This window comes from Rhodococcus sp. ACT016 (assembly GCF_050477185.1).
Classification (GTDB): domain Bacteria; phylum Actinomycetota; class Actinomycetes; order Mycobacteriales; family Mycobacteriaceae; genus Prescottella.
Window position 1 is genome coordinate 1778891 of record NZ_JBEAET010000001.1, and the last position, 24452, is coordinate 1803342.

The window sequence follows — 24452 nt, forward strand, 5'->3', positions numbered from 1 at the left end:
GAGGCGGGGGACAATCGGACGGGTCACGAGGAGGCGAGATTCCGATGGACACCACTGTCGCCGCTGGCTGGGGGCCTTTCGTGCAGGCTGCCTACGACCAGTTCTACGCTGCCCCGGGCGTGGTCGATCCGACCTCGGTGGCACTTCCGGCCGGCTTCTCGCTCGTTCGCACCATCCAGATGACCGACCTGTCCGGAACGGCCCCGGTGTTCTTCGGCTACCTGGCGGCGGGCGGATCCCCGAGGGTTCAGGTGGTCGCGCTCCGCGGAACCGCCACCGCCTCCGAATGGGTGGACGACCTGCATTGGGCGCCCGTCCCATTCACGCAGGTAAGCGGCGGGGGGAGGGTAGCCGAAGGCTTCCTCGATCTCTACGAGACCTTCGCCACGATGGTGCCGGGGCAGTCCGGGGCCTTCACCGGCACAGGTGGCCTCGTGTCGGCGATCGATCCGGCGGTACCGCTCGTCGTGACCGGACACAGCCTCGGCAGCGCCCTCTCGACGCTCCTGGTTGCCGATCTCGCGGCCAACTCCGCGCTGAAGCCCCAGGCGTGGACGTTCGCGTCGCCGAAGGTGGGCGACGCGAACTTCGCGGCACGCTACGGGCAGCTCAGCACCGTGTCGTGGCGGATCTACAACATCGTCGATCCGGTTCCGTACTTTCCGCTCGACCCGCTCGACGACTTCCAACACGTCAACACCGGCTATGCGATCGATTCGCTGAGCTATGCCAGGTGGAGCCTGGGCTGCGCGCATTCGCTCAATACGTACCTGTACGGGCTCTCGCCCGCGACCGTCACGCTGGACATCGCCTGCCGCAAGTGACTCGGCCTCCGCGGACGCTGCGGGGATGGTGCTGACGGCCGGTGCTGACCGAGACGTCGGCGGGCGCGGGTGCGAGGATTCACAGGTGCGAGCCGCGTCACGATTCGGTGGGCGTGCTCGCACGGGATCCAAGAGAGACGAAGGAGTGAGCTGGCTTGAGCACCAGTGTCATCATTGCGGGGGCCCGGACCCCGATCGGCAAGCTGTCGGGGGCGTTCGCCTCCCTGACCGCGGTAGACCTCGGCGCGCACGCCATCGCGGCGGCGGTCGAGCGGGCCGGGGTGGGTACCGACGGCGTCGACGCCGTGGTGATGGGGACCGTCGTGCAGGCCGGCGTCGGCCCGAACCCGGCCCGCCAGGCCGCGGTCGCGGCGGGTCTGCCGATGACCGTGCCGGCGACCACCGTCAACAACCTGTGCCTGTCCGGCCTCGAAGCGATCATGCAAGCCGACCGGTTGATCGCCACCGGCGCCGCCGACGTCGTGGTTGCGGGCGGTATGGAGTCGATGACGGCAGCGCCCTACGTGGTGCGCGGCGCCCGCCAGGGTCTGAAGTACGGTTCGACCGGCTTCGAGGACGCTCTCGATCGCGACGCGCTGACGTGTGCGTTCGACGGCATCTCGATGGGTGCCTCCACCGAGCGCTACCAGGCCGGGGAGAACATCACCCGCGCCGAACAGGACGAGTTCGCCGCCCGCTCGCACCGCCTGGCGGCTGCTGCGACCGAGTCCGGCGCGTTTGCCGCGGAGATCGCACCCGTCGAAATCTCTTCCCGCAAGGGCACTGCCACCGTGTCCGAGGACGAGGGGATCCGCGCGCAGACCACCGTGGAGTCGCTCGGAAAGCTACGTCCCGCGTTCGCCAAGGACGGCACCATCACCGCGGGCGCGTCCTCGCAGCTGTCGGACGGTGGGGCTGCGGTCGTCGTGATGCGCAAGGACCTCGCGATCGAGCGTGGCATCGAGTGGATCGCCGAGATCCGGTCGCACGCACTCGTTGCGGGACCGGACACCTCGCTGCTGCACCAGCCCGCGAACGCGATCGAGGCCGCGCTGAAGCGCGACGGCGACACCACCGTTGCCGATCTCGACCTGCTGGAGATCAACGAGGCGTTCGCCGGTGTCGCGATCGCGTCGGTGCGTCAGCTCGGTGTCGACGCGGAGAAGGTCAACATCAACGGCGGCGCGATCGCGGTCGGCCATCCGGTCGGCATGTCCGGCGCGCGGATCGTGCTGTCGCTGGCGCATTCGCTCAAGGCGCGTTGCGGCGGCAAGGGTGCGGCCGCGCTGTGCGGCGGCGGCGGTCAGGGCATCGCCATGATCCTCGAGGTGTGACGACAGCTGCGTCGTCCGTGCGCGGTGGTCGAGTCAGCGGACTCGGCGACCGCGCACGGGCGTGTCAGCGCTTGCCGCGCCGGGGTTTCCGCGGTGGCGGCGGCACCTTGCCTGCCTCCACGCGGGCCGCACGTTTGGCCGCCGCCTTCTGAGAAGCGGTGCGCTTGGGCGCCGGTTCGGGCGCACCGCGCCCGCGCGAGCTGTTGACGCTGCGCCCCCGCACGATGCCGACGAACTCCTCCACCAGATCGGTGGTCGTCCCGGCCGGCCAGGCGAGGGCGACGGGGGAGAGCGGGCCGTCGGTGACGGTCCGGTAGGTCAGGTCCTTGCGGTGGTGCAATCGTGCAAGGGATTGCGGCACCACCAGCACCCCCACCCCGGCCGCGACGAGTTCGACGGCGTCGCCGGTGGTGTCGGGGCGGTGCAATGCCGGCTTGCCCGGTCGGGTCGACCACTCGAGGGTGTCGTCGTGCGGGTCCAGCACGATCTCGTCCGCCAGATCGGCAGCGGACACGTCGTCGGCGGCGGTGACAACGTGGTCCTTCGGCACCACCACCACCGGAATTTCCTCGTACAGCGCGATGACGCTCAGCTCGTCGCGTTCGATCGGCAGCCGCACCAGTCCGGCGTCCGCGCCGCCCGTGCGCAACAGCCCGGGGGCCTCGGCCGCGGTGGTGCTGACGAGCTCGAGTGGGACGTCCGGCATGCGTTCGCCCCAGATCCGCACCCACTTGGCGGGCGTCACGCCGGGAACGTACGCGAGCCGGAACGGTCGGGATTCGGGCGCCTCGGTCACCCGGTCAGGCTACCCGCCGCCCGTCGGGAGCCGCCGATGCGGCCGCTCGGGGCACGCTCGTTACCCTTGACGTATGACGTCGCAGAAGACCCCCCAGACGATGAAGCCGGCCACCGCCGCGAAGAAGCTGGGTGTGTACCTCCAGGCCACCCCCGCCGAGTTCCAGGACGGTGTGGTCTCGCGCGACGAGCTGAACGAATGGCAGACCAACCCGCCGGAGTGGCTCGTTGCGCTCCGCAAGGACGGTCCGCACCCGAAGGACGTCGTCGCCGCCAAGCTTGGTGTGTCGATCTCGGGTCTCGCCCGCGGCGGCGTGGAAGAGGCGCTCACCACGGCACAGATCGAGGCGCTGCTCGCCGACCAGCCCGACTGGCTCGTCGCCGAGCGCGCCAACCTCGTCGAGGTCCGCAAGGAGGAGAAGCGGATTCGCGAGATGCAGGCGACCAAGCGAGAGGAGTCCAACCGCAAGCCGCGCAACGCCGGTCCGTTCAAGCCGTCGGCGTAGGACCCCCTGGCTCGGGCGGTTGCTGCCTTCGGTTCTCCACCGATCCCGCAGTAACCGCCCGCGCCGGCGGCCGTGGGCTCAGCCCTCGGCCACCTCGAACTCGTCGAAGATCACCTCGCCGGCCGCGTCGGACTCGGCGAGGTTGACCTCGCCGAGCAGGGCCCAGCCGTGGTCGCCCGCGGGGTCGTCGAGGACCTGCCGGACGCGCCACAGGGTCGGCTCGACCGTGACCTGGAACAGTAGCGGGCCTCGGGCGGCCGGGCCGGTGCCGATCTCGTCGTACTCGTCGAAGTACAGCTCCATCAGGTCGGCCCAGTCGTCGGCGTCGAGGCCGTCGCCCAGTTCGGCGAGCTCGACCCAGCGCTGCCTGGAGGCCAGGTCGACGCGCCGGAACATCGCGTTGCGGACCATCACCTTGAACGCGCGGGTGTTCGCGGTGATCGGCCGCGGCGTGTCGGCGCCGAACGCGACCTGCTGGTCGTCGGACTCCACGCCCGGGTTCGTCAACTGCTCCCACTCGTCGAGCAGGCTCGAGTCCACCTGGCGGATGAGCTCACCCAGCCATTCGATGAGGTCCTCGAGTTCCTCGGTACGCGCCTCGGCCGGAACCGTCTGCCGCAGAGCGCGGTACGCGTCGGCCAGGTAGCGCAGGACCAACCCTTCCGACCGGGCGAGGCCGTAGTGGCTGACCAGCTCGGCGAACGTCATGGACCGCTCCACCATGTCGCGCACGACCGACTTGGGGGAGAGCGCGAACTCGTTCATCCACGGGTGGCCGGCGCGGTAGGTCTCGAATGCGGGGAACAGAATGTCCGCCAGCGGCTTCGGCCACGTGATCTCTTCGAGGAGCTCCATGCGCTCCTCGTACTCGATGCCGTCGGCCTTCATCTCGGCCACCGCTTCGCCGCGCGCCGCGTGCTGCTGCGCCATGAGGATCTGCCGCGGATCGTCGAGCGTGGACTCGATCACCGACACGACGTCGAGTGCGTAGCTGGGGGATTCGGGGTCGAGCAGTTCGAGCGAGGCCAGCGCGAACGGCGACAACGGCTGGTTGAGCGCGAAGTCGCGCTGCAGGTCCACCGTCAGGCGCGCCATGCGGCCGTACTCGTCGGGCTCGTCGAGCTGCTGGACGATGCCGGCCTGCAACAGGCCGCGGTACAGCCGGATTGCCTTGAGGATGTGTCGGCGCTGCGCGGGCCGCGGTTCGTGGTTGTCCTCGAGCAGGTGCCGCATGGCCTGGAAGCAGTTGCCGGGTCGGGCGATCACGTTGAGCAGCATCGAGTTGCTCACCGAGAACCGGGAGACCAGCGGCTCCGGGGAGGCCGCGATCAGTTTGTCGAACGTCCCCTCACCCCACGACACGAAGCCCTCGGGCGCCTTCTTGCGCTGCACCTTCCGTCGCTTCTTCGGGTCGTCGCCCGCCTTCGCCAGGGCCCGCACGTTCTCGATCTCGTGCTCGGGTGCCTGCACGACGACCGTGCCCATCGTGTCGTAGCCGGCCCGGCCCGCACGCCCGGCGATCTGGTGGAACTCGCGGGCCCGCAACTGGCGGGTGCGGGTGCCGTCGAACTTCGTCAGACCCGTCAGCAGCACGGTGCGGATCGGCACGTTGATGCCGACGCCGAGGGTGTCGGTGCCGCAGATGACCTTGAGCAGTCCGTCCTGCGCCAACCGCTCGATGAGACGCCGGTACTTGGGCAGCATGCCGGCGTGGTGGACGCCGATGCCGTGCCGGACCAGGCGCGACAACGTCTTTCCGAAGCCGGTGGTGAAGCGGAAGGCGCCGATGGCCTCGGCGATCGCGTCCTTCTCGGCGCGGCTGCACAGATTGACGCTGGTCAGCGCCTGCGCGCGTTCGAGCGCGGCGGCCTGCGTGAAATGCACGACGTACACCGGCGCCTGGTGGGTCGTGACGAGTTCCTCGATCTCCTCGCCGATCGGGGTCTGCGAGTACGAGAAGTGCAGCGGCACCGGACGTTCGGACCCGGAGACCTCGGTCGTCGGGCGTCCGGTCCGGCGGGTGATGTCGTCGCGAAGATGCGTGACGTCGCCGAGCGTCGCCGACATCAACAGGAACTGCGCCTGCGGCAATTCGATCAGCGGCACCTGCCACGCCCACCCGCGGTCGGGCTCGGAGTAGAAGTGGAACTCGTCCATCACGACCTGGCCGATGTCGGAGCCTGCACCCTCGCGCAGCGCGAGATTCGCGACGATCTCGGCTGTCGCGCAGATGATCGGCGCCGACGAGTTCACCGACGCGTCGCCGGTCATCATGCCGACGTTGTCGGCCCCGAACACGTCGCACAGTGCGAAGAACTTCTCGCTGACCAGTGCCTTGATCGGCGCGGTGTAGAACGTGCGCCGGCCCTCCGCCATGGCGAAGAAGTGCGCGCCGAGGGCCACCATCGACTTCCCGGACCCGGTGGGTGTGGCCAGGATGACATTCGCCCCGGAGACCAGCTCCATGAGCGCCTCCTCCTGCGCCGGATACAGCTGCAGGCCACGATCGCTCGTCCACGACGCGAACGCGTCGAAGAGGGCGTCGGCATCGGCGCCGTCGGGGTCGACGGACTCGGGAAGCAGATCGGGAAGCAGCACCGTTACAGGCTAGAGCCTCGCTGGGAAACTCCGGCATCCCGCACCCGCGGCGCGGCGGTCCTCAGGTGGCGCTGCGTTCGTCCGAGCCCATCGCGTCGAGCACCGCCATGCGGGTCTCGGGCGCACCCGAGATGGTGCCCTCGCCGACACCGTTCATCAGCAGGTTGCGCCACCGACTCTCGTCGAACTCGAGAGGGGCCGTCGACGAGAAGAAGTTCTCGAGGACGGTGAGGAAGCGCAGCGGGTCGTCGCGGAAGGGGAAGTGGCCGGCGTGCTCGAAGATCTCGAGTCGCGAGCCCGGCATCGCGGAGTGCGCGAGGTGGGCGTGGCTGACCGGGATCACCGAGTCGCGCTCACCCCAGATCAACTGCACCGGGAGATTCTCGGTGAGATAACAGCGGTCGAGCATGGTCACCACCTGGCCGCGCCAGTCGACGACGGAGCGCAGCGTCCGCAAGTAGGCCTCGTACGCGGTGGGATCGGGCAGCGCGCCGAGGACGCGCACCAGGTCCGGGGTGTCGTGCAGCATCGTGCCCGGCCGCAGCGGCGACCCGTGGACCCGCGAGACCACCTCGCCGACGGCGCGGACCGCCGTCATCGCGCCGGGAATCCGCAGCAGCTTGAGCGCCTCGTTGACCACCGGCATCGAGATGAGCCGGAGAAGCGGGTGGACGTCCTTGGTCACCCCGCCCGCGGACACCAACACCAGTCGATCGACCATGTGCGGGAACTGGTAGGCGAACTGCATCGCGACGCCGCCGCCGAGCGAATGCCCGACCACCGTGACCTCGTCGATGTCGAGCACCGACAGCAGATCGCGCATGCCGTTCGCGTAGGCGGCTACCGAGTAGTCGGCGCGCGGCTTGTCCGAGCGGCCGTGCCCGAGCAGATCCGGAGCGATCACCGTGTAGTTCTGCGCGAGGTGCGGAATGATCTCGTTCCACGTCGACGAGTTGTCGCCGATGCCGTGCAGCAGCAGGACGGCCGGGCCCTCGCCTGCCATGCGGAACGCCCGCCGGTATCCGTGGATCGTGCGGAACAGTAGCCGCGGCTCGGTGTCGGGCACCGGTCGGAGCATCCGCGTGCGCGAGTCGCTCATATCGCCTCCTGAAGCCGCCGCCCTGGAATCGGGCACCGCTCAGATATCGATCGTCCGAGTATATCCGTGCACCGCGATGGTAAGCGTCCAACTTGTCGTGGGAATGACCTCGGGTGACGAACAGGTTTCGTCGTCGACCATACCTGGACAGACGACCAAACGACCGGCCGATTCGCTAACTCAATTGTCCTTTTCGTCCCCGTGCTCGTCGTCGAGGCGCGCCTGCTCGGCCAGGAACCGCTCGAACTCCGCGCCCAGTTCCTCGCCGCTCGGCAGGTCGTCGTCGGTGGCGAGGAGCGTCGACTGCTGCTCCTGAGCTGCCACGTACGAGTCGTACTGGTTTTCGAGCGCACGCACCACGGCCTGGACTTCCTCGTTGGCCGCGATGTGCTCGTCGATCTGCTCGCGCACCCGCGCCGACGCCTCGCCGAGGGCGGCCAGCGGCAGCTCGAGGTCGGCGATCTCCATGACGTTCTCGAGCAGCGTCTCCGCAGCGGCGGGGTAGTCGGTCTGTGCCAGGTAGTGCGGAACGTGGACGGAGAAGCCCACCGATTCGTGCCCGTGCTGGCTCATCCGAAGTTCGAGCAGCGACGAGGCACTGCCCGGCACCTGGAGCTCACCCGACCAGCGGTGGTGATCCTTGATCAAGTCCTTGTTCGTCGAGTGCGCGGTCACACTCAGCGGGCGGGTGTGTGGGATCGCCATGGGAATGGCGTTGATCCCGACGGTCCGGCGCACGCCGAGTTGCTCGGCGAGCAGTCGCACGGCGGTCGTGAAGCGCTCCCAGCGCAGATCCGGCTCCATGCCTGCGAGCAGCAGGAACGGGGTCCCGGCGGTGTCCCGAAGCGCATACAGATTGAGCTCCGGCGTCTCGAAGTCCGAGAAGTGGTCGGCCTTGAACGTCATGGTGGGCCGGCGCGACCGGTAGTCGATCAGCTCGTCGACGGCGAAGGAGGCGACGAGCTCGGTTTCGAGGCTCTCGCGCAGGTGCTTGGTGGCCAGTTTCACGGCGTGCCCGGCGTCGGAGAAGCCCTCGAGGCCGTGAACCAGAACCGGCCCCAGGCCGTCGGCGGAGGACAGATGCGGTGCCGGGAACTCCAGCTCGTACATCTTCGACTGCTCGTCCATGACGGCTCCTTTTCCTTCGAACGTCTGCTTCCAGTGTCCCTCACCACCTCCCGCGTATCGAAACGGGAGGGCGGGGCGGGTCGATCGGCACCGATCAAGATCACCGGACGTCGCCCTGAGCAGTCCAACGCCCGGCGGGCATGGTCGATTCCCGATGCCTCAGCAGATTTTCGGCGGCAGTCTCACGGATGCTGCGTGATCGCGGCGGATCCCGCGGCCCGTGTGACAGGCTGTGCGGGCAGGTGGGAACGCCCGGCGGCGATACGGATTTCGGATGGCGGGAGGCTCGAGCATGCGGATACGCAACAGTGCTGCCCTGGTGCTGGGGTCGTCGCTGCTCGGTGCCGCCACGTTCGTGTCGGGATGCTCGACGTCGGTAACTGGATCCGCGCAGTCGATCGGAGGTTCCGGGGACGGGAGCCGACCCTTGGCCGAGTTGCTCCTCGATCCCGCCGAGTTCCCGGCGAACTATCCGGCGGTCGTGCTTCCCCCGCAGGCGGTTTCGCAGGCAGCCCCCGACCTGACCGGCATCGCGCCGGGCGCCAGGGTCGATCCCGCAGGATGCAAGCCCCCACCCCAGGACTACGGCCCCGACGGCACCGCCATGGTCGTGGGCACCGACGGCACGGACCGATCGACGATCACCGTCGAACTGGTCCGGGTGAGCACGCCGTTGTCGGAGTTCGGCTCAGAGGTCGTCGACTGCCCCGAGGTGACCGCGACCCGGAACGGGGTAAACGCCGTCGTGCGAACCACGCTCACCCCGCCGCCCCGGCTCGATGCCGACGAGACGCTCGCCCTGTCGCGAACGGTGAGTTCGGGGCAGGGGGATCAGGCCGTAACGCAGACGATGATTACGCTCGTCGCGCAGATCGACGCGGTGCGGGTGCAGGCGACGTCGATGTCGTTCGGGGACATCACCAACACCGCGGCGCTCGCCGCCCTCTTCACGTCGGCGGTGGAGAAGGTACGGACGGCGTGAAGCGCCGAACCTAGCACGGGATAACGACACCGATCCGCGCCGTCCGGTCCCGGCCGGGGTGGTTGTGCACAGTCACATACGCCATCCACAGGGCCAGGAAGACACCTGGTCGCGCCCAGTTCGGTGGTCGCGCCGCGCGGCAAGGTCGAACGCATGACGACATCAGCCTTCTCGCACGACCCGCACCTTCCCTCGGGAGCGCACGGCACGGGCCCCGACTTCGGCCCCGGCCACGCCGTACGGATCTCCGACCCCGGCACGCTCATCAGCGCGGTGCCCGCCCTGCTCGGGTTCCATCCCCGCCGCTCCCTCGTCGCGATCTGTCTCACCGGAACGAGTGTCGGCGCCGTGATGCGACACGACCTGGTCCTCGACGAGGGGCACCCCGGCGGGGTCATGAACTTGGTTCTCGACCAGTTCGCCGCGGTCGCCGTCCGCGAGGGTGCCGACCGGATGCTGGTGGTCGTCGTCGACGACCGGATCCCGCCCCGCGCCCGGGCTGCGGACCTGGCCGGGCATACGGCCATCGTGGGGCGATTCCGGGAGTTGTTGCGTCGCAGTGGAATCGAACTGTCCGCAGTCCACGTGTGCGCGCGGATCCAGGTCGGGGCGCCGTGGCAGGATCTGACCGGGACAAAGCACGGGGTTCTGCCCGACCCCACCTCGTCGGCGGTCGCGGCCGCCCAGGTTCTCGGGGGGCGGGCGATCCGTGGCTCTCGGGAGGAACTCGAGGCAGTGCTCGACCCTGCCCCGGCGGACGTGCAGGCGCGGATCGCCGACCTGATCGACACCGCGCGGGAGGACGGCACGCGCGGCGCCGCGCTCACCCGCGCCGCCGCCGATCCGGCGCGAGCCGACCGCGAGGGCCTCGAATACGTACTGACGCGGATCGCGCAGTACGACTCGGGCGACGAGATCGCCCCTGAGGAATGCGCCGACCTGGCCCTCGCGCTCGAAAACCTCGCGGTCCGGGACTCGCTCCTCGCCCTGTCTGCAGGTGCGCAGGCCGATGCCGCCGAGCAGCTGTGGGTGCTTCTCGGCCGCACCCTGCCCGATCCCGAACGCGCCGAGCCGCTCGCCCTGCTCGGATACAGCGCGTATCTACGTGGCGACGGGCCGATGGCAGGTGTCGCGCTGTGCGCCGCACTCGCGGCCGACCCCTGTCACCGGCTGGCCGGGCTGCTCGATGACGCCTTGCAGGCCGGCGTGCGGCCCGCCGCACTTCGAGACCTCGCGGCCGTGGGCCACCGGATCGCGCAGGACCTCGGGGTGCTGTTGCCTCCGCTCGGCCCGCTGCTACCGCCTGGCGGCGTGTGACCGATCGCCCAGAGCTTGCAGGTACGTCCACGCATCGGCGACGATCTCGTCGAGATCGGTGTGGGCCGGCCGCCAACCGAGTTCGGCGATCGCGCGCTCACTCGACGCGATGAGGACGGCCGGGTCGCCCGCCCGGCGCGGCGCATCCTCGGCCGCGATCGGCAGCCCCGTCACCCGCTCGCAGGCTGAAATGACCTCACGGACAGTGAATCCGGCGCCGCTTCCCAGGTTGTAGATCTTGTGCCGACCCGGCTCGGACGATTCGAGGGCCAGCAGGTGGGCCTCGGCGAGATCGAGCACATGGATGTAGTCGCGGACCGCGGTGCCGTCCTTGGTCGGCCAGTCGGTTCCGAACACGGAGATCTTCTCGCGCTGACCGAGCGCGACCTGGAGCACGAGGGGGATGAGGTGCGTTTCCACGACACGGTTCTCGCCGGCGCCCTTGTACGCGCCCGCGACGTTGAAGTAGCGCAGACTGGTCGCCGCGAGGGAATGCGCGTTCGCGTACGACGTGATGGCGTGATCGATCGCCAGCTTGGTGGCGCCGTACGGATTGGTGGGTCGAGTGGGATCGTCCTCGGTGATCGGAGTCCGTTCGGGCTCACCGTAGGTCGCGGCCGTCGACGAGAACACCAGGCGCGGCGTGCCGGACACCCGCATCGCCTCGAGCAGTGACAGCGTCGTGACCACGTTGCCCTGCCAGTACTGCTCAGGCTTCTCGACCGACTCGCCGACGAGAGATTGTGCGGCGAAGTGCAGCACACCGTCGAAACGTGGTGCGCCGTCGCCGGACCCGAGAACGGATCCGGCGACGGCGGCGATGTCACCCTCGATGAACTCCGCGCCGGCGGGCACCGCGTCGGCGTTACCGGTCGACAGGTCGTCGACGACGACGACATCGTGGCCACGCTCGAGCAGGACAGTGCTGCACACGCTGCCGACGTAGCCGGCGCCGCCGGTAACCAGAAGTTTCACCGCTTGTCTCCTCACCCGCCGAACCCGGCGAAGCGAGGATCAGACCTGCTTCACCTGGACGGCGTGGGCCATTTCCTCGGGAAGTTCGAATTCGTCGTGACCGGAAACGGTGATCGTCACCGAGCCGGGCCTGGTCTCGACTGTAACCCGAGCGTCCGGGACCACGCCCGCCTCGCGAAGCTGTCCGATCAGTTCGGGATCGGACTGCACGTGCTCGGCCAGTCGGCGGACGACGACAGCCGTCGGCTTGCCCGACGGAACGTCGGTGAGCCGGATCAGCGTCTCCGCGTTTGCCGACGGCCGATCCAGACCGAGCTCGGCGAGGCCCGGGATGGGGTTGCCGTACGGCGACGTCGTCGGATTGTTCAGCACCTCGACGAGGCGCCGCTCCACGTCCTCGCTCATCACGTGCTCCCACCGGCAGGCCTCGGCATGCACCTGGTCCCAGTCGAGCCCGATGATGTCGACGAGCAGACGCTCGGCGAGTCGATGCTTCCGCATCACCGAGACCGCGAGGTTGCGGCCCTTGTCGGTGAGCTCCAGGTGGCGGTCGCCGGCCACCTGCAGCAGGCCGTCGCGCTCCATCCGAGCAACCGTCTGGCTCACCGTCGGCCCGCTCTGATCGAGCCGCTCGGCGATCCGTGCACGGAGCGGGACGACGCCCTCTTCTTCCAAGTCGTAGATCGTCCGGAGATACATCTCCGTGGTGTCGACCAGATCCTTCACTCTCACACCCCTTCGTCTGAAGAGATTCTACCGGGCAAACCGCATTCCAGGTTCCGGTCCGCGCTCGCGCGCGTTCGGGCCCCGACCGCCCGGACGACCGCCCCGCGACAACCACGCCGTGGCGCCCCGCGACAGCCACACCGCGGCGCCTCGCGGCAGCCACACCGCGGCGCCTCGCGCCGGGTGCCCCGTGGGAAGTAACTTGAGTCCATGACCGCGCCGACAGGTCCCGCCCCGGGCACCCGAGCTTCCGGAACCGAACACGTCGTGGTGTGGAGCCCGGACTATCTCAGCTACCGGTGGAGTCCGCAGCACCCGATGAACCCCACCCGGCTCGAGCTGACCATGGACCTCGCACGGGGACTCGGGCTCGTCGAGGGCGCGGAACTGATCCGGCCCGACGCGGCGCCCGACGCCGAGCTGCTCCGGATCCACACCCCGGCCTACATCGACGCGGTCAAGCGCGCCGGCTCCACGCCGAGTGACGGACCGGGCAGCGGCCTGTCGCCCGAGATCGAGACCCGACACGGACTGGGAACCGACGACAACCCGGTGTTCCCGCGCATGCACGAGGCCAGCGCGATCCTCGCCGGGGGCACCCTCGCCGCGGCAAAGGAGATCGCGTCCGGTCGGGCGCGCCGTGCCGTCAGCATCGGTGGCGGGATGCACCACGCGATGGCGGACTGGGCTTCGGGCTTCTGTGTCTACAACGACGCCGCGATCGCGATCTCCTGGTTGCTCGACAACGGATTCGACCGCATCGCCTACATCGACATCGACGCCCACCACGGCGACGGTGTGCAGCACGCCTTCATCGGTGACCCACGCGTACTGACGATCTCGATCCACCAGCATCCGGCGACGCTCTGGCCGAACACCGGATGGTCGAGCGAGGTCGGCGCCGGTGCCGCCGAGGGCACAGCGGTCAACCTCCCGGTGCTCCCCGGTACGTCCGATGCCTTGTGGCTGAGGGGATTCCACGCGGTGGTGCCCGCCGCCGTCGCGGCGTTCCGTCCGCAGATCGTCGTCAGCCAGTGCGGTGCCGACAACCATCGCGAGGACCCTCTCGCCGACCTCGCGCTCACCGTCGACGGACAGCGTGCGGCATACCTGGCGATGCGCGACCTCGCGGACCGGTACGCGGAGGGCCGCTGGCTCGCCGTCGGTGGCGGCGGGTACGGGCTGGTACGGGTGGTGCCGCGGTCGTGGACGCACTTGATCGCGACAGCCCTCGATCGCGAGATCGACCCCGCCACTGCAACACCCGAGCCGTGGCGTGAGAAGGCACACAGTATCGCTCCCAGCGTCGATCTCCCGACGACGATGGGGGAGGGCGGCGACACGTCGTACCTGCCGTGGGACGGCCCCGGCGGCACGCCGGAGACCGGGGTCGCGTCGATGGATCGGGCGTTGACCCGGATCGACTCGGCGATCATCGCGACCCGCCGCGCCACGTTCCCACTGCTCGGACTCGATCCGGAGGACCCCCGTGACTGACGGCAGCTCGAAGGAAGCCGATCTCGATCGCGCGCGTAACTTCCCGCGCCACTGGCTCGCCGACGTGCTCGCCTCCGACGGTGGGGTCGTGCACCTGAGGCCGATCGTGCCGGAGGACGCCGAGAAACTCGTCGCGTTCCACGGCAAGCTGTCCGAGCGCACGCGCTACCTGCGCTACTTCGGCCCCTACCCGACGATGTCGAAGCGCGACATCGTCAACTTCACCACTGTCGACCACCGCAATCGGGTCGCGTTCGTGGCCGTCCTCGGTGACGAGATCATCGCTGTCGGACGGTACGAGCGACTTCTCGACGTCGGGGACGGGCGGTCGGCCGAGGTCGCATTCGTCGTCGCCGACGCGCACCAGGGCCGGGGTCTGGGGCCGATCCTGCTCGAGCATCTCGCCGGCGCGGCCGCCGAGAACGGGCTGAACATGTTCGTCGCCGAGGTGCTCGCCGAGAACCGCAACATGGTGTCGGTGTTCCGGGAGGCCGGGTACCAGGTCAGCCGCAGCTTCGACGGCGGCGTGCTCCGGCTGGAGTTCGCGATCGATCCCACCGAGGCGCTTCTGACCGTTCGGAATTCGCGGGAGCGGGCGGCGGAGGCGCGCAGCGTGCGCAACGTGCTCAGCCCGCGTTCGGTCGCGGTGATCGGCGCGTCTACCGACAGCTCCAAGGTCGGCAACGCGGTCCTGGTGAACCTGCTGCGCGGCAACTTCTCCGGGCCGGTGTACCCGGTCAACGCGGAGCACCGCTCGGTTCGCGGTGTGCGCGCCTACTCCACCGTGCGGGACATCCCCGACGACGTCGACCTCGCGGTGGTCGCGGTGCCGGCCGAGTCGATCGACGCGGTTCTCGACGACTGCCTCGCCAAGGGCGTCAAGGCGCTGGTCGTGGTGTCCGCCGGATTCAGCGAGACGGGCCCGCACGGCCGCGATTCCGAGCGCCGTCTCGTCCACGCGGCCCGCGCGCACGGGATGCGGCTCATCGGCCCCAACGCGCTCGGTGTCGCGAACAACGACGTCGCCGTGTCGCTCAACGCCACCCTGGCTCCGGTACTGCCGACGCCCGGCAAGGTGGGGTTCTTCTGCCAGTCGGGCGCGCTCGGCATCGCGATTCTCGACCAGGCCGCGAAGCGCAAGCTGGGGCTGTCGACGTTCGTCTCCGCCGGTAACCGCGCCGACGTGTCCGGCAACGACCTGCTCCAGTACTGGGACACCGACCCGGACACCGAGGTCGTCCTGCTCTACCTCGAGAGTTTCGGCAATCCCCGCAAGTTCTCCCGCATCGCCCGGCGCGTGGCCCGCAACAAGCCGATCGTCGCCGTCAAGAGCGGTCGACACGCGGTGCCGCCGGCGCTCGCCGCGACCGGAGTCGAGATGGACGACTCGATCGTGCGCGCACTGTTCGAGCAGGCCGGCGTGGTGCAGGTCGGGTCGATCTCGCAGCTCTTCGACTGCGCGATGCTGTTCGGGTACCAGCCGCTGCCGGCCGGTCCGCGCGTGGCGGTGGTCGGCAACTCGACCGCCCTCGGCGTGCTGGCCGCCGACGCGGCGCGCCGCGAGGGGCTGCAGGTGGGGGAGCCGGTCGATCTCGGGGCGCAGGCGACCCCCGAGGTGTTCGCGGACGCGGTGTCGACCGCGCTCGCATCGTTCGACGTGGACGCCGTGATCGCGGTGTTCGCGCCGCCGGTCGCCGTCCCCGTCGAACCGTACGCGCAGGCCCTGCGGGAGGCGGTGCTCGACGCCGACAAGCCGATCCTGACGACGTTCCTCGCGACCGAGGGCATCCCCGACGTCCTGGCGGTGCGCGGGCCCGACGGGCATCCCACGCGCGGGTCGGTGCCGTCGTTCCCGGGACCGGAACGCGCCGCGCTGGCCCTCGCGCGTGCCTGGCGGTACGCGGCGTGGCGCGGGCGTCCGGTGTCGAAGGTGGTGCGTCCCAACGGAATCGACCCGGATCGGGCGCGACAGCTCGTCGAAGGTTGGCTGGGTGAGTCGAACGGGCGCTGGCTCTCGGACTTCGAGGCGGCGCAGCTGCTCGAGTGCTACGGAGTCCATGTCGTCGAGTTCCGCGCGGCCACCACCGAGGAGGAGGCCGTCGAGGCCGCGAACGAGCTGGGCTATCCGGTGGCGGTGAAGGCGACCGGCGAGTCGTGGCGGCACCGACCCGATCTCAGTGGGGTCCGCCTCGACCTGCTCGGACCCGACGCGGTGCGCGTCGCCTACCGCGACCTGGCCGCCGCTTCGGGGGAGCCGCTGCTGCACGTGCAGAAGATGGCGACCAAGGGCATCGGGTGTGTCGTCGGAGTCCAGGACGACCCGTCGTTCGGTTCGCTGATCTCCTTCGGCCTGGCCGGGGTGATCTCGGACCTACTCGGCGACCGGGCCTACCGGGTGTTGCCGCTGACCGAGGACGAGGCGGCCGAGCTGATCGACGCGCCGAAGGCGGCCCCACTGCTGTCCGGATACCGCAGCGCGGTCCCGGTCAACAAGAAGGCCCTCGTCGACCTGGTACAGAGGGTGTCGGCGCTGGCCGACGACCTGCCCGAGGTGCGCAACCTCGCGTGCGAGCCGGTCCTGGCGTCGTCGGAAGGGGCGCAGATCACCGACGCTCGGGTGCGGATCGGACCGGAGCCGAGCATGGCCGACCTGGGGCCGCGGCGGCTCCGGGAGTGGTGACCACGGCAGATCGGGTCCCGAAAGACGAAAACCCGGCCGGAAGCGGATCCCGAGGGGGAGGAATCCGCTTCCGGCCGGGGGCCGGGGGGCGTTCGTCAGCTGGCGTACGCGCGCAGGCGGTCGGCGCGCTCGCCCTGACGGAGCTTGCCCATGACCTCGCGTTCGATCTGGCGGACGCGCTCGCGCGAGAGACCGAACAGCTTGCCGATCTGATCGAGGGTGCGCGGCTGACCGTCGTCGAGCCCGTAGCGCAGGCGGATCACCTGCTGCTCGCGCTCGTCGAGCGTCGCGAGCACGCTGCGCACGTCGCTGTGCAGCAGACCCGCGATGACGGCGTTCTCCGCCGAAGTGGCCTCCGAGTCCTCGATGAAGTCGCCGAGCGGAGCTTCCTCGTCGTTGCCCACGGGCATGTCCAGACTCACCGGATCACGGCTGTGGTCCAGCAGATCCGCGATCTTGTGCTCCGGGATGCCCGACTCCTGCGACAGCTCCTCGTCGGTCGCCTCGCGGCCCAACTGCTGATGCAGTTCGCGCTTGATCCGGGCCAGCTTGTTGACCTGCTCGACGAGGTGGACGGGCAGCCGGATCGTGCGGCTCTGGTCCGCCATGCCGCGGGTGATGGCCTGACGGATCCACCACGTCGCGTAGGTCGAGAACTTGAAGCCCTTCGCGTAATCGAACTTCTCCATCGCGCGGATCAGGCCGAGGTTGCCCTCCTGGATGAGATCCAGCAGCGGCATACCGCGCCCGGTGTAGCGCTTGGCCAGCGACACCACGAGGCGCAGGTTGGCCTCGAGGAGGTGACGCCTCGCGGCCTCGCCGTCGCGGACGATCGTCGCGAGGTCGCGCTTCTTCACGGCCGAGAGACGCTTCTTCGTCTCCAGCACGTGAGCCGCGTACAGCCCAGCCTCGATCCGCCGCGCCAGATCCACCTCGTCAGCTGCGGTCAGCAGGGCGGTGCGGCCGATCCCGTTCAGGTAGACGCGAACGAGATCCGCAGCCGGGCTCTGGCCATCCAGATCGGAGTCGGCGGTGCGGGGTCGAGTAGTGCTGGGGCTTGTCATGACGGGCCTCCTCGTCGGGGTGTCTCATATGCCTCAACGCTCCGACGACCCGGGAAAGTTCCCGAGTTGTTTCGACCCGATGGTCCGTGACCTGCGGATTCCCGTCGGCACCCCTGAGAAGTTCCTGAGAAGCCGCGAAACGGGAACACGCCTCAAATCGGTGCGATCAAACCGTGGCGCATCAACGAATGGACCAGGGGCACTGCTGTCGCCGCGAGCGCATCCTCGTCCTCGTCGTGCGCGAACGCGAGGAGCGTGACGAGTTCTTCCAACGGCAACCCGTCCTCGCGCATTCCCGCGAGCAGCGCCGCGGCGAGGTCGTCGACCTCGTGCTGCCACTGCGGCCCGTCGCCGCGGTGCACCCGCGCCACCACCTGACGCCAGCCGTCCTCGCCCGGCAGGTACACCCGCTCCAGCGCGGTCTCCGGGCGCACCGTGAACCGCGCCGACAGCACGTCGTGCTCGCGCAGCCAGGCCAGGCGCTCGAAGTAGTCCAGCGCCTCGTCGCCCAGCGGATCGTCGAAGCCGTGGCGCAGGTCCTCGCACAGGATGTCCGACGGTGCGTCCGTCCGCCGCAGGTACACGAACCCGAACCCGACGCCCTCGACCTCGGCCTGCTCGAGGTGATCGAGCCACGCGTGCGCGCGGGCCGAGGTGGCCGGATCACGGGGGTCGGCGCCGCCGTCCCGCAGCCACGTCCCGACGTACAGCGCGGGATCGGCGACGTCCCGTTGGACGATCCACGCGTCGATGCCGTGCGCCGGCCAGCCACGACGCCACCCGGTGACGCCAGTCCTCGCCCTCGACGTGCAGCCACGACGCGAGCAGCGCCGCCGTCCCGCCCGGATTCAGGTAGTCGGCGGAGTTGGAGATCATCAACTGGCTGGCACCGTCCAGGTCGAGCCCGGAGTCCCGGTAGCTGTTCGTGACGCGGGCCTCGCCGACGACGAACGGGGGATTGGCCACCACCTGGTCGAACCGGCGTCCCTCGACCGGTTCGAACCACGAGCCGTCGAGGATCTCGAAGTCGAGTCCGTTGAGCGCCGCGGTGGCCGCGGTCAGCATCAGTGCGCGCGGGTTGATGTCGGTCACCGTGACCTTGCCCGCGTAGTCGGCGGCGCGGATCGCCTGGACGCCGCAGCCGGTGCCGACGTCGAGGACCGTGCCGACGGGGCGCGTCGGCGTGCCGCGCAGCAGCGACAGCGACGCCTGCCCGACACCGATGACATGGTCGTCGGCGGTGGCGCGCGGACGCATCGAACCGTCGAGGTCGGATACGACCCACCGGTTGCCGGTGCCGAGGTCGAGGGGGCGGAGGTCGATTTCGGCGCGCACCGTGTCACCGGTGCGCAAGAGCAAGCCGGCGGCGACGGCGTCGTCGAGGCTCACGGGCTTCAGTGCCGCCGCGATCTCGCCGGCGGGGCAGTCGTCGCCCAACAGGAACAGGCGGATCAACCAGCCGAGATCCCCGCCGTTCTCGGTCGCCCGACGGGCCGGAACGGGCTCGTGCCGTCCGAGCGCGGCGTGCGCATCGACGCCGAGCAGGTCGACGATCGAGTCGATGTCGTACTGGGCGCGGATGAGCGCCTCGCGCAGCGGGCCACAGACGGACAGCAGGAGATCTCGATTCACCCCAGCATTGTTGCAGCCTTCGGCGCCGGATCACCTGCGGCGCGGGTCACTCCTCGATGGTGCGGTGCTGCTGGGCTTCGAGCTGGCGGGCGGCGTCGCGGTGGTCGTACCTGCTGGGCTCGTCCTTCGACCGCGGCGGCCGGTCGTTCGCGATGAGCACGGCGATCCACGGCAGCGGAATGGACAGGGCGATGATGCCCACCGAGATCCAGGCGTTGCTGAACGCTGCGTACGCGATCGCCGCGAGAACCAGCGCCGGGACTCGGAACGACATGATGGTCAGGTACTTCCTGACACGCGCCCGGTGCTGATCGTCGATCGACTGTGCTGCCTCGGTGATCAGTGCCGGGTTGCGGGGCGTACCGCTCTCGGCATGCTCGCCGAACCCCGATGTTCTTGCCATAGGTCCACTGTTGCACTCTCGAGCGGCAAATGCACACGCGTGTGCGGCATCATTGACCTGTGAGCACTTTGACCAAGGAACGCCCCGACACCACCACCGACGAGACCACCGACGACGACACACCCAAGTTCTTCCACTATGTGAAAAAGAACAAGATCGCGGAGAGTGCCGTGATGGGCACCCACGTCGTCGCGCTGTGCGGCGAGGTCTTCCCGGTCACGCGGTCCGCGAAGCCCGGCTCGCCGGTGTGCCCGGAGTGCAAGAAGGTCTACGACGGGTTGCGCAAGGGCGACTGAACCGGGCGGTCTTCGTCTCCGTCGGTGGACGTGGTGCACTCGCACGCGTCCACCTCGTCGTCCCAGTCGTCGTTCGCCGACTGTGACCGATCAGACGTGAAGCGGATCGGTCCGGTCGCCAACCGGCGTGTGAGGCTCGTCATCGGTCCCGCGTCCTCGGACGCATCGACCGCCGCCTGCGCGGCGATCCAGTCGCGGACCTGTTCGATGCGGGTGGCGCGGGCCGGCCAGAACTCCTGGATGGTCGCGTTGAACTCGGCACCGAGCACGATCGCGAATCCGAGGAAGAACGTGAACAGCAGGAACGCGATCGGTGTGGCCAGCGCGCCGTAGGTATAGCCGGTGCCGGTCACCCAGCTCAGGTACCAGCGCAGAACAGTGCTGGCCGCCATGAAGAAGACGCCGGCGACCAGCGCCCCGCCCAGCAGACGGTGCCACGGCAGCGACTTGGGCAGCGCCGCCTTGTACAGCGTGGTCAGGCCGACGATGAGCAACAGGCCGACGGCGGGGTAGTAGAAGGCGTCGATCATCTCGGTCCCGATCGTGTGCCAGGACTCCGGCAGCGCCCGTCCGATCATCGTCGGACCCAGTGCGACCAGCGGGAGCGTGAACACCGCGAGCACGAGGAAAGTGACGTAGAGCAGGAGCGCGAAGACCCGCTGCCACACCGGGTGGCGGGCATCCTTCTGGCCGTGCGCCTCGACGATCGAGTCCACGAACGTCGAGATCGCCGACGACCCCGCCCACAGCGACAACAGGAAGCCGGCAGACACGATCTCGGGTCGCCCCCGTCCGAGGACGTCGCTCACGGTCGGCTGGATGATCTGGTCGACGACGTTCTCGCTGAACGCGGTGTGGCTGAAGGTGATGATCTTCGACTGGATGATCTCCACGGTGTTCGGGCCGAACCATCCGCCGACGTAGCCGAGACTGCCGAGCAGCCCGAGCAGCAGCGGCGGCAGCGACAACGTCTGCCAGAACGCCGCGGTGGCCGATTTCCCGAAGATCGAGTCGTTCCATGCCTTGACCGCCGTGCGGCCGATCACCTGCCCGCACCGGCGGAACGGGCGGGCTCTCGTGACGGTCGGCGTCTTACTCATGGTTCTTCCAGGATTCCTGACGATGCGCCGGGACGCGCGGTGGGGCGCCCGCCGTGTCGCGACCGATTCTGCCATCACGGGCGTCTCGCACTCGGGCGGGCGGTCGGCCCAGGACACCCCGGCGTGTCCGCGGCTGATGCGGAGCCGGTCGGTCCCGGGCGCTAGGCTCCTCGGGGGTCGTCGCCGGAGATGGTGCCGGATTCGAGCGGCCGAGTGCCCCGTCAGCGAAGCAAGGAGTGGGACCGACTGTGCGAAGCCTGTGGCGAGGTGCGATGTGAGCGCTGAACCCGGAAGTGTCGAACGTGCACCTGCTCCCACCGGCTCCCTCCGAGCGTGGCAGCGCCGTGCGCTGACCAAGTACCTGGCGACCAAGCCGCGGGACTTCCTGGCCGTCGCGACGCCTGGTGCCGGCAAGACCACGTTCGCACTGCGCGTTGCGTACGAGCTGTTGCAGGACCGCACGGTGGACCAGGTCACCGTGGTTGCTCCGACCGAGCACCTCAAGCACCAGTGGGCCGAGTCGGCGGCGCGCAACGGCATCGCGCTCGACTCGAACTTCTCCAACTCGACGGGGCAGACGTCGTCGGACTACCACGGCGTGGTCGTCACGTACGCCCAGATCGCGTCGCACCCGTTCAAGCACCGCGCCCGCACCGAGGCGCGTCGCACGCTGGTCATCCTCGACGAGATCCACCACGGCGGCGACGCCAAGAGCTGGGGCGACGCGATCCGTGAGGCGTACGGCGACGCCACCCGCCGCCTGGCGCTGACCGGTACGCCGTTCCGCAGCGACGACAGCCCCATTCCGTTCGTGACATACGAACCGGACAACGAGGGGCACCAGCGGTCGAAGGCCGATCACACCTACGGCTACTCCGACGCGCTCGCCGACGGCGTCGTCCGGCCCGTCGTGTTCCTCGCGTACTCGGGCGAGGCACGGTGGCGCAACAGCGCCGGTGAGGAGTTCTCCGCCCGGCTCGGTGAGCCGCTCAGCGCCGAGCAGACGGCCCGGGCGTGGCGCACCGCCCTCGATCCCGCGGGCGACTGGATCCCATCGGTGCTCACGGCGGCGAACACCCGTCTGGGCCAGCTGCGCAACGGCGGCATGCCGGACGCCGGCGGACTCGTCATCGCGACCGACCAGACCGTGGCCCGGGCCTACGCCAAGCAACTTCAGGCGATCACCGGTGAGGCGCCCGCGCTGATCCTCTCCGACGACCCCACCGCGTCGAAGCGGATCGCCGAGTTCTCCAAGAGCAATCAGGCCTGGATGGTCGCGGTGCGCATGGTGTCCGAGGGCGTCGACGTGCCCAGGCTCGCCGTCGGCGTCTACGCCACGAGCGCGTCGACCCCGCTGTTCTTCGCGCAGGCGATCGGGCGTTTCGTGCGTTCGCGGACCAAGGGGGAGACGGCGAGCGTGTTCCTGCCGTCGGTGCCCGTCCTGCTCGACCTCGCGAGCCAGCTCGAGGCGCAGCGCGACCACATCCTCGGCAAGCCGCACCGCGAGAAGGACGGGCTCGACGACGACCTTCTCGCCGACGCGAACAAGCAGAAGGACGAGCCCGGCGAGGAGGAGAAGGCGTTCACCTCGCTCGGCGCGGACGCCGAGCTCGACCAGGTGATCTACGACGGCTCGTCCTTCGGGACCGCGACGTTCTCCGGCTCCGACGAGGAGGCCGACTACCTCGGCCTGCCCGGGCTGCTCGACGCCGAACAGATGCGTGCCCTGCTGCGCCAGCGGCAACAGAAGCAGCTCGACAAGGGCGGAGCCGAGCCGGAACCCGTGCCCGCGCCCGCGCCGCAGGTGGTCACCGAGCGCGTCGCTGCAGCCGGCCAGCTGGCGAATCTTCGCCGCGAACTCAACTCCCTCGTCGCGATGCACCACCATCGCACCGGCAAGCCGCACGGCGTCATCCACGGCGAGCTGCGCCGCACCTGCGGTGGTCCGCCGACGGCGATCGCCACCGTCGAGCAGCTCACCGACCGGATCGCGACGCTGCGACAGTGGTAGCCCCCGCTGGCAGCCGATCGCGTGCTCGGAGTGGTCCGGAAACGCCGAAGCGGGTGACCACCGTGGTGGTCACCCGCTTCGGAAACGGTGGACGGATGTGTGTCCGCCCGGAGGGCTGACGCGTCAGATTGTCGCCGCAGATGATTCGGAGTCGCTCACGATGGTCGCGTTCATCTCACGAAGACGATCCGCATGCTCGTTGGCGTGATGCTGGCAGAAGAGAAGCTCTCCTCCGCTCGCGAGCACGGCGCGCACGCGGGCTCCTGCGCTGCACCGGTCGCACCGGTCGGCAGCGGTCAACGGGGGGCTGGTCAGTGTTCCGGGCATGACTCCTCCGAACTGGCTGTGGGCTTGCACCCACTGCCTGGGGTCTTCCGCCGCGTCGGGGGTGACGCGGTAGGTCCACTCTGTCAGACGTTCGACTTGATCGGGTTGTTCCCGATGGACCTTCGGTGTGTCCTCTCTAACACCGACCACCCTGAGCTCGGACAATGCGCTCCGGGGCGGTTCGGCGTTCGCTGACAGCTGAGCGTCGGCCTAGGGTTCGGGGGTGACGCGCGGCCGAAAGGAGCATCGATGACGGACGCCGAGCAGGTGTTGGTGCACATGTGCACCCGCGACGAGTGGGCGATTGCGCAGCGCGATGGGCAGCGCGTCCCGGACGGGTTCGCCGCCGACGGCTTCGTGCATCTGTCCACGCCCGAACAGGTTCATCTGCCCGCCAACCGGCTGTTCGCGGGCCGCCGCGACCTCGTGCTGCTGCGCCTCGACCCGCGCAGTCTCGGTGCCGAGGTCCGGTGGGAGCCGGGCGTCCCGTCGGACCCTGCATCGATGCTGTTCCCGCATCTGTACGGCCCGTTGCCGGCGGCGGCCGTCGTCGAGGTGACCGAGTACCTGCCGGACGCGAGCGGGTCGTTTCCACCGATCGCGTGACACGACGAGCGCGAGCGGCGGAGCTTCGTGGTCGTCCGTCGGTACGTGGCGCTACCGTTGACCCATGAACGTGGAAGTGACGCCGCTGCCGGGTATCGGAGTCCGCAAGGACTTCGCACTCGCGACGGGTCGACGTATCGGGGTGGTCACCCACCGCGACGGACGCACCGATCTCATCGTCTCCAAGCTCGACGATCCCGACGCCTGCATGGCGTCGATTCCGCTCGAGTCGGACGAGGCGTCGGTGCTCGCGAATCTCCTGGGCGCGCCGCAACTCGTCGCGCAGCTGCAGGAGGAACACCGGGATCTGCCCGGGATCAGTACCCGCCAGCTTCCGATCACCGAGAATTCGCCGTGGGACGGCCGCACACTCGGTGAGACCGCGCTGCGCACCCGCACCGGCGTCTCGGTGGTCGCCGTGATGCGAGCCGGGCAGGTCGCCGCCTCACCCAATCCGGACTTCACCTTCACCGAGGGCGATCTCCTGGTCGCGGTCGGGACCCAGGAAGGCCTCGACCACGCCGCCAAGATCCTTGCCCACGGCTGATCCCC

The 24452-nt window shown here is 69.4% G+C and carries 21 protein-coding genes and 1 pseudogene; 11 read left to right on the top strand and 11 right to left on the bottom strand.

Annotated features, from left to right (window positions below):
- Positions 1-44: 44 nt before the first annotated feature.
- Entirely contained in the window at positions 45-824 is a 780-nt protein-coding gene (locus ACQ5DX_RS08285; RefSeq protein WP_430332174.1) for a lipase family protein, read from the top strand.
- Between the two features lie 155 nt (positions 825-979).
- A complete protein-coding gene (locus ACQ5DX_RS08290) occupies positions 980-2158 on the top strand; it encodes an acetyl-CoA C-acyltransferase (protein WP_430332175.1) in 1179 nt (392 codons plus the stop codon).
- A gap of 64 nt (positions 2159-2222) precedes the next feature.
- Here ACQ5DX_RS08290 and ACQ5DX_RS08295 read toward each other — a convergent pair whose 3' ends face one another.
- Positions 2223-2954 carry a LysR substrate-binding domain-containing protein gene (locus tag ACQ5DX_RS08295; RefSeq protein WP_430332176.1) on the bottom strand — a complete coding sequence of 244 codons (732 nt, stop codon included), beginning with the start codon at positions 2952-2954 and terminating at the stop codon, positions 2223-2225.
- Positions 2955-3027: 73 nt separating this feature from the next.
- Here ACQ5DX_RS08295 and ACQ5DX_RS08300 point away from each other — a divergent pair, with 73 nt between their 5' ends.
- Complete coding sequence (locus tag ACQ5DX_RS08300; protein WP_430332177.1) at positions 3028-3459, top strand: DUF5997 family protein; 432 nt, start codon at positions 3028-3030, stop codon at positions 3457-3459.
- A gap of 78 nt (positions 3460-3537) precedes the next feature.
- Here ACQ5DX_RS08300 and ACQ5DX_RS08305 read toward each other — a convergent pair whose 3' ends face one another.
- From ACQ5DX_RS08305 to ACQ5DX_RS08315, 3 genes are all read right to left on the bottom strand, one after another.
- Positions 3538-6057 carry a DEAD/DEAH box helicase gene (locus tag ACQ5DX_RS08305; protein ID WP_430332178.1) on the bottom strand — a complete coding sequence of 840 codons (2520 nt, stop codon included), beginning with the start codon at positions 6055-6057 and terminating at the stop codon, positions 3538-3540.
- Between the two features lie 61 nt (positions 6058-6118).
- Positions 6119-7156 (bottom strand): alpha/beta fold hydrolase, encoded by a 1038-nt coding sequence (locus ACQ5DX_RS08310; RefSeq protein ID WP_430332179.1) that lies wholly within the window; start codon positions 7154-7156, stop codon positions 6119-6121.
- A gap of 180 nt (positions 7157-7336) precedes the next feature.
- Positions 7337-8284 (bottom strand): proteasome assembly chaperone family protein, encoded by a 948-nt coding sequence (locus tag ACQ5DX_RS08315; RefSeq protein ID WP_430332180.1) that lies wholly within the window; start codon positions 8282-8284, stop codon positions 7337-7339.
- Between the two features lie 292 nt (positions 8285-8576).
- Between ACQ5DX_RS08315 and ACQ5DX_RS08320 the strand changes: the two genes are divergently transcribed.
- Positions 8577-9266: a sensor domain-containing protein gene (locus tag ACQ5DX_RS08320; protein WP_430332181.1), complete on the top strand. Its 690-nt coding sequence runs from the start codon at positions 8577-8579 to the stop codon at positions 9264-9266.
- 153 nt (positions 9267-9419) lie between these two features.
- The gene (locus tag ACQ5DX_RS08325) at positions 9420-10583 is read left to right on the top strand and encodes a DUF4192 domain-containing protein (RefSeq protein ID WP_430332182.1); all 1164 of its coding nucleotides are present in this window, start codon (positions 9420-9422) and stop codon (positions 10581-10583) included.
- Here ACQ5DX_RS08325 and galE read toward each other — a convergent pair.
- Positions 10563-11558: a UDP-glucose 4-epimerase GalE gene (gene galE / locus ACQ5DX_RS08330; RefSeq protein WP_430332183.1), complete on the bottom strand. Its 996-nt coding sequence runs from the start codon at positions 11556-11558 to the stop codon at positions 10563-10565. The two genes, ACQ5DX_RS08325 and galE, sit on opposite strands and share 21 nt — an antisense overlap.
- A gap of 39 nt (positions 11559-11597) precedes the next feature.
- Entirely contained in the window at positions 11598-12284 is a 687-nt protein-coding gene (locus ACQ5DX_RS08335) for an iron dependent repressor, metal binding and dimerization domain protein (protein WP_430332184.1), read from the bottom strand.
- A gap of 210 nt (positions 12285-12494) precedes the next feature.
- Between ACQ5DX_RS08335 and ACQ5DX_RS08340 the strand changes: the two genes are divergently transcribed.
- Positions 12495-13781: an acetoin utilization protein AcuC gene (locus ACQ5DX_RS08340; RefSeq protein WP_430332185.1), complete on the top strand. Its 1287-nt coding sequence runs from the start codon at positions 12495-12497 to the stop codon at positions 13779-13781.
- On the top strand, positions 13774-16461 hold the full coding sequence (locus ACQ5DX_RS08345) for a GNAT family N-acetyltransferase (protein ID WP_430332186.1): 2688 nt from the start codon (positions 13774-13776) through the stop codon (positions 16459-16461). The genes ACQ5DX_RS08340 and ACQ5DX_RS08345 overlap by 8 nt, the downstream gene beginning before the upstream one ends.
- Before the next feature lie 95 nt (positions 16462-16556).
- On the opposite strand, the gene ACQ5DX_RS08350 is transcribed toward ACQ5DX_RS08345, so the two are convergent.
- The 3 genes and pseudogenes from ACQ5DX_RS08350 to ACQ5DX_RS08360 form a co-directional block, all read right to left on the bottom strand.
- A complete protein-coding gene (locus tag ACQ5DX_RS08350; protein WP_430332187.1) occupies positions 16557-17525 on the bottom strand; it encodes a sigma-70 family RNA polymerase sigma factor in 969 nt (322 codons plus the stop codon).
- A gap of 152 nt (positions 17526-17677) precedes the next feature.
- Positions 17678-19157 (bottom strand): annotated as a pseudogene (locus tag ACQ5DX_RS08355) (DUF7059 domain-containing protein).
- Between the two features lie 46 nt (positions 19158-19203).
- Positions 19204-19560 carry a DUF3099 domain-containing protein gene (locus ACQ5DX_RS08360; RefSeq protein WP_430332188.1) on the bottom strand — a complete coding sequence of 119 codons (357 nt, stop codon included), beginning with the start codon at positions 19558-19560 and terminating at the stop codon, positions 19204-19206.
- A gap of 59 nt (positions 19561-19619) precedes the next feature.
- On the opposite strand from ACQ5DX_RS08360, the gene ACQ5DX_RS08365 reads away from it, so the two are divergent.
- The gene (locus ACQ5DX_RS08365) at positions 19620-19856 is read left to right on the top strand and encodes a DUF3039 domain-containing protein (protein WP_430332189.1); all 237 of its coding nucleotides are present in this window, start codon (positions 19620-19622) and stop codon (positions 19854-19856) included.
- Here the strand turns inward: ACQ5DX_RS08365 and ACQ5DX_RS08370 are convergent.
- Complete coding sequence (locus ACQ5DX_RS08370; RefSeq protein ID WP_430332190.1) at positions 19829-20956, bottom strand: YihY/virulence factor BrkB family protein; 1128 nt, start codon at positions 20954-20956, stop codon at positions 19829-19831. The genes ACQ5DX_RS08365 and ACQ5DX_RS08370 overlap by 28 nt on opposite strands.
- Before the next feature lie 274 nt (positions 20957-21230).
- Here ACQ5DX_RS08370 and ACQ5DX_RS08375 point away from each other — a divergent pair, with 274 nt between their 5' ends.
- Positions 21231-22967: a DEAD/DEAH box helicase gene (locus ACQ5DX_RS08375; protein ID WP_430332191.1), complete on the top strand. Its 1737-nt coding sequence runs from the start codon at positions 21231-21233 to the stop codon at positions 22965-22967.
- Between the two features lie 123 nt (positions 22968-23090).
- Here the strand turns inward: ACQ5DX_RS08375 and ACQ5DX_RS08380 are convergent, their stop codons facing one another.
- Complete coding sequence (locus ACQ5DX_RS08380; protein WP_430332192.1) at positions 23091-23294, bottom strand: DUF7455 domain-containing protein; 204 nt, start codon at positions 23292-23294, stop codon at positions 23091-23093.
- A gap of 249 nt (positions 23295-23543) precedes the next feature.
- Between ACQ5DX_RS08380 and ACQ5DX_RS08385 the strand changes: the two genes are divergently transcribed.
- Together ACQ5DX_RS08385 and ACQ5DX_RS08390 are read left to right on the top strand one after the other, a co-directional pair.
- A complete protein-coding gene (locus tag ACQ5DX_RS08385; RefSeq protein WP_430332193.1) occupies positions 23544-23900 on the top strand; it encodes a DUF952 domain-containing protein in 357 nt (118 codons plus the stop codon).
- 64 nt (positions 23901-23964) lie between these two features.
- The gene (locus ACQ5DX_RS08390) at positions 23965-24447 is read left to right on the top strand and encodes a cation:proton antiporter regulatory subunit (RefSeq protein WP_430332194.1); all 483 of its coding nucleotides are present in this window, start codon (positions 23965-23967) and stop codon (positions 24445-24447) included.
- The last annotated feature ends 5 nt before the right edge of the window (positions 24448-24452 follow it).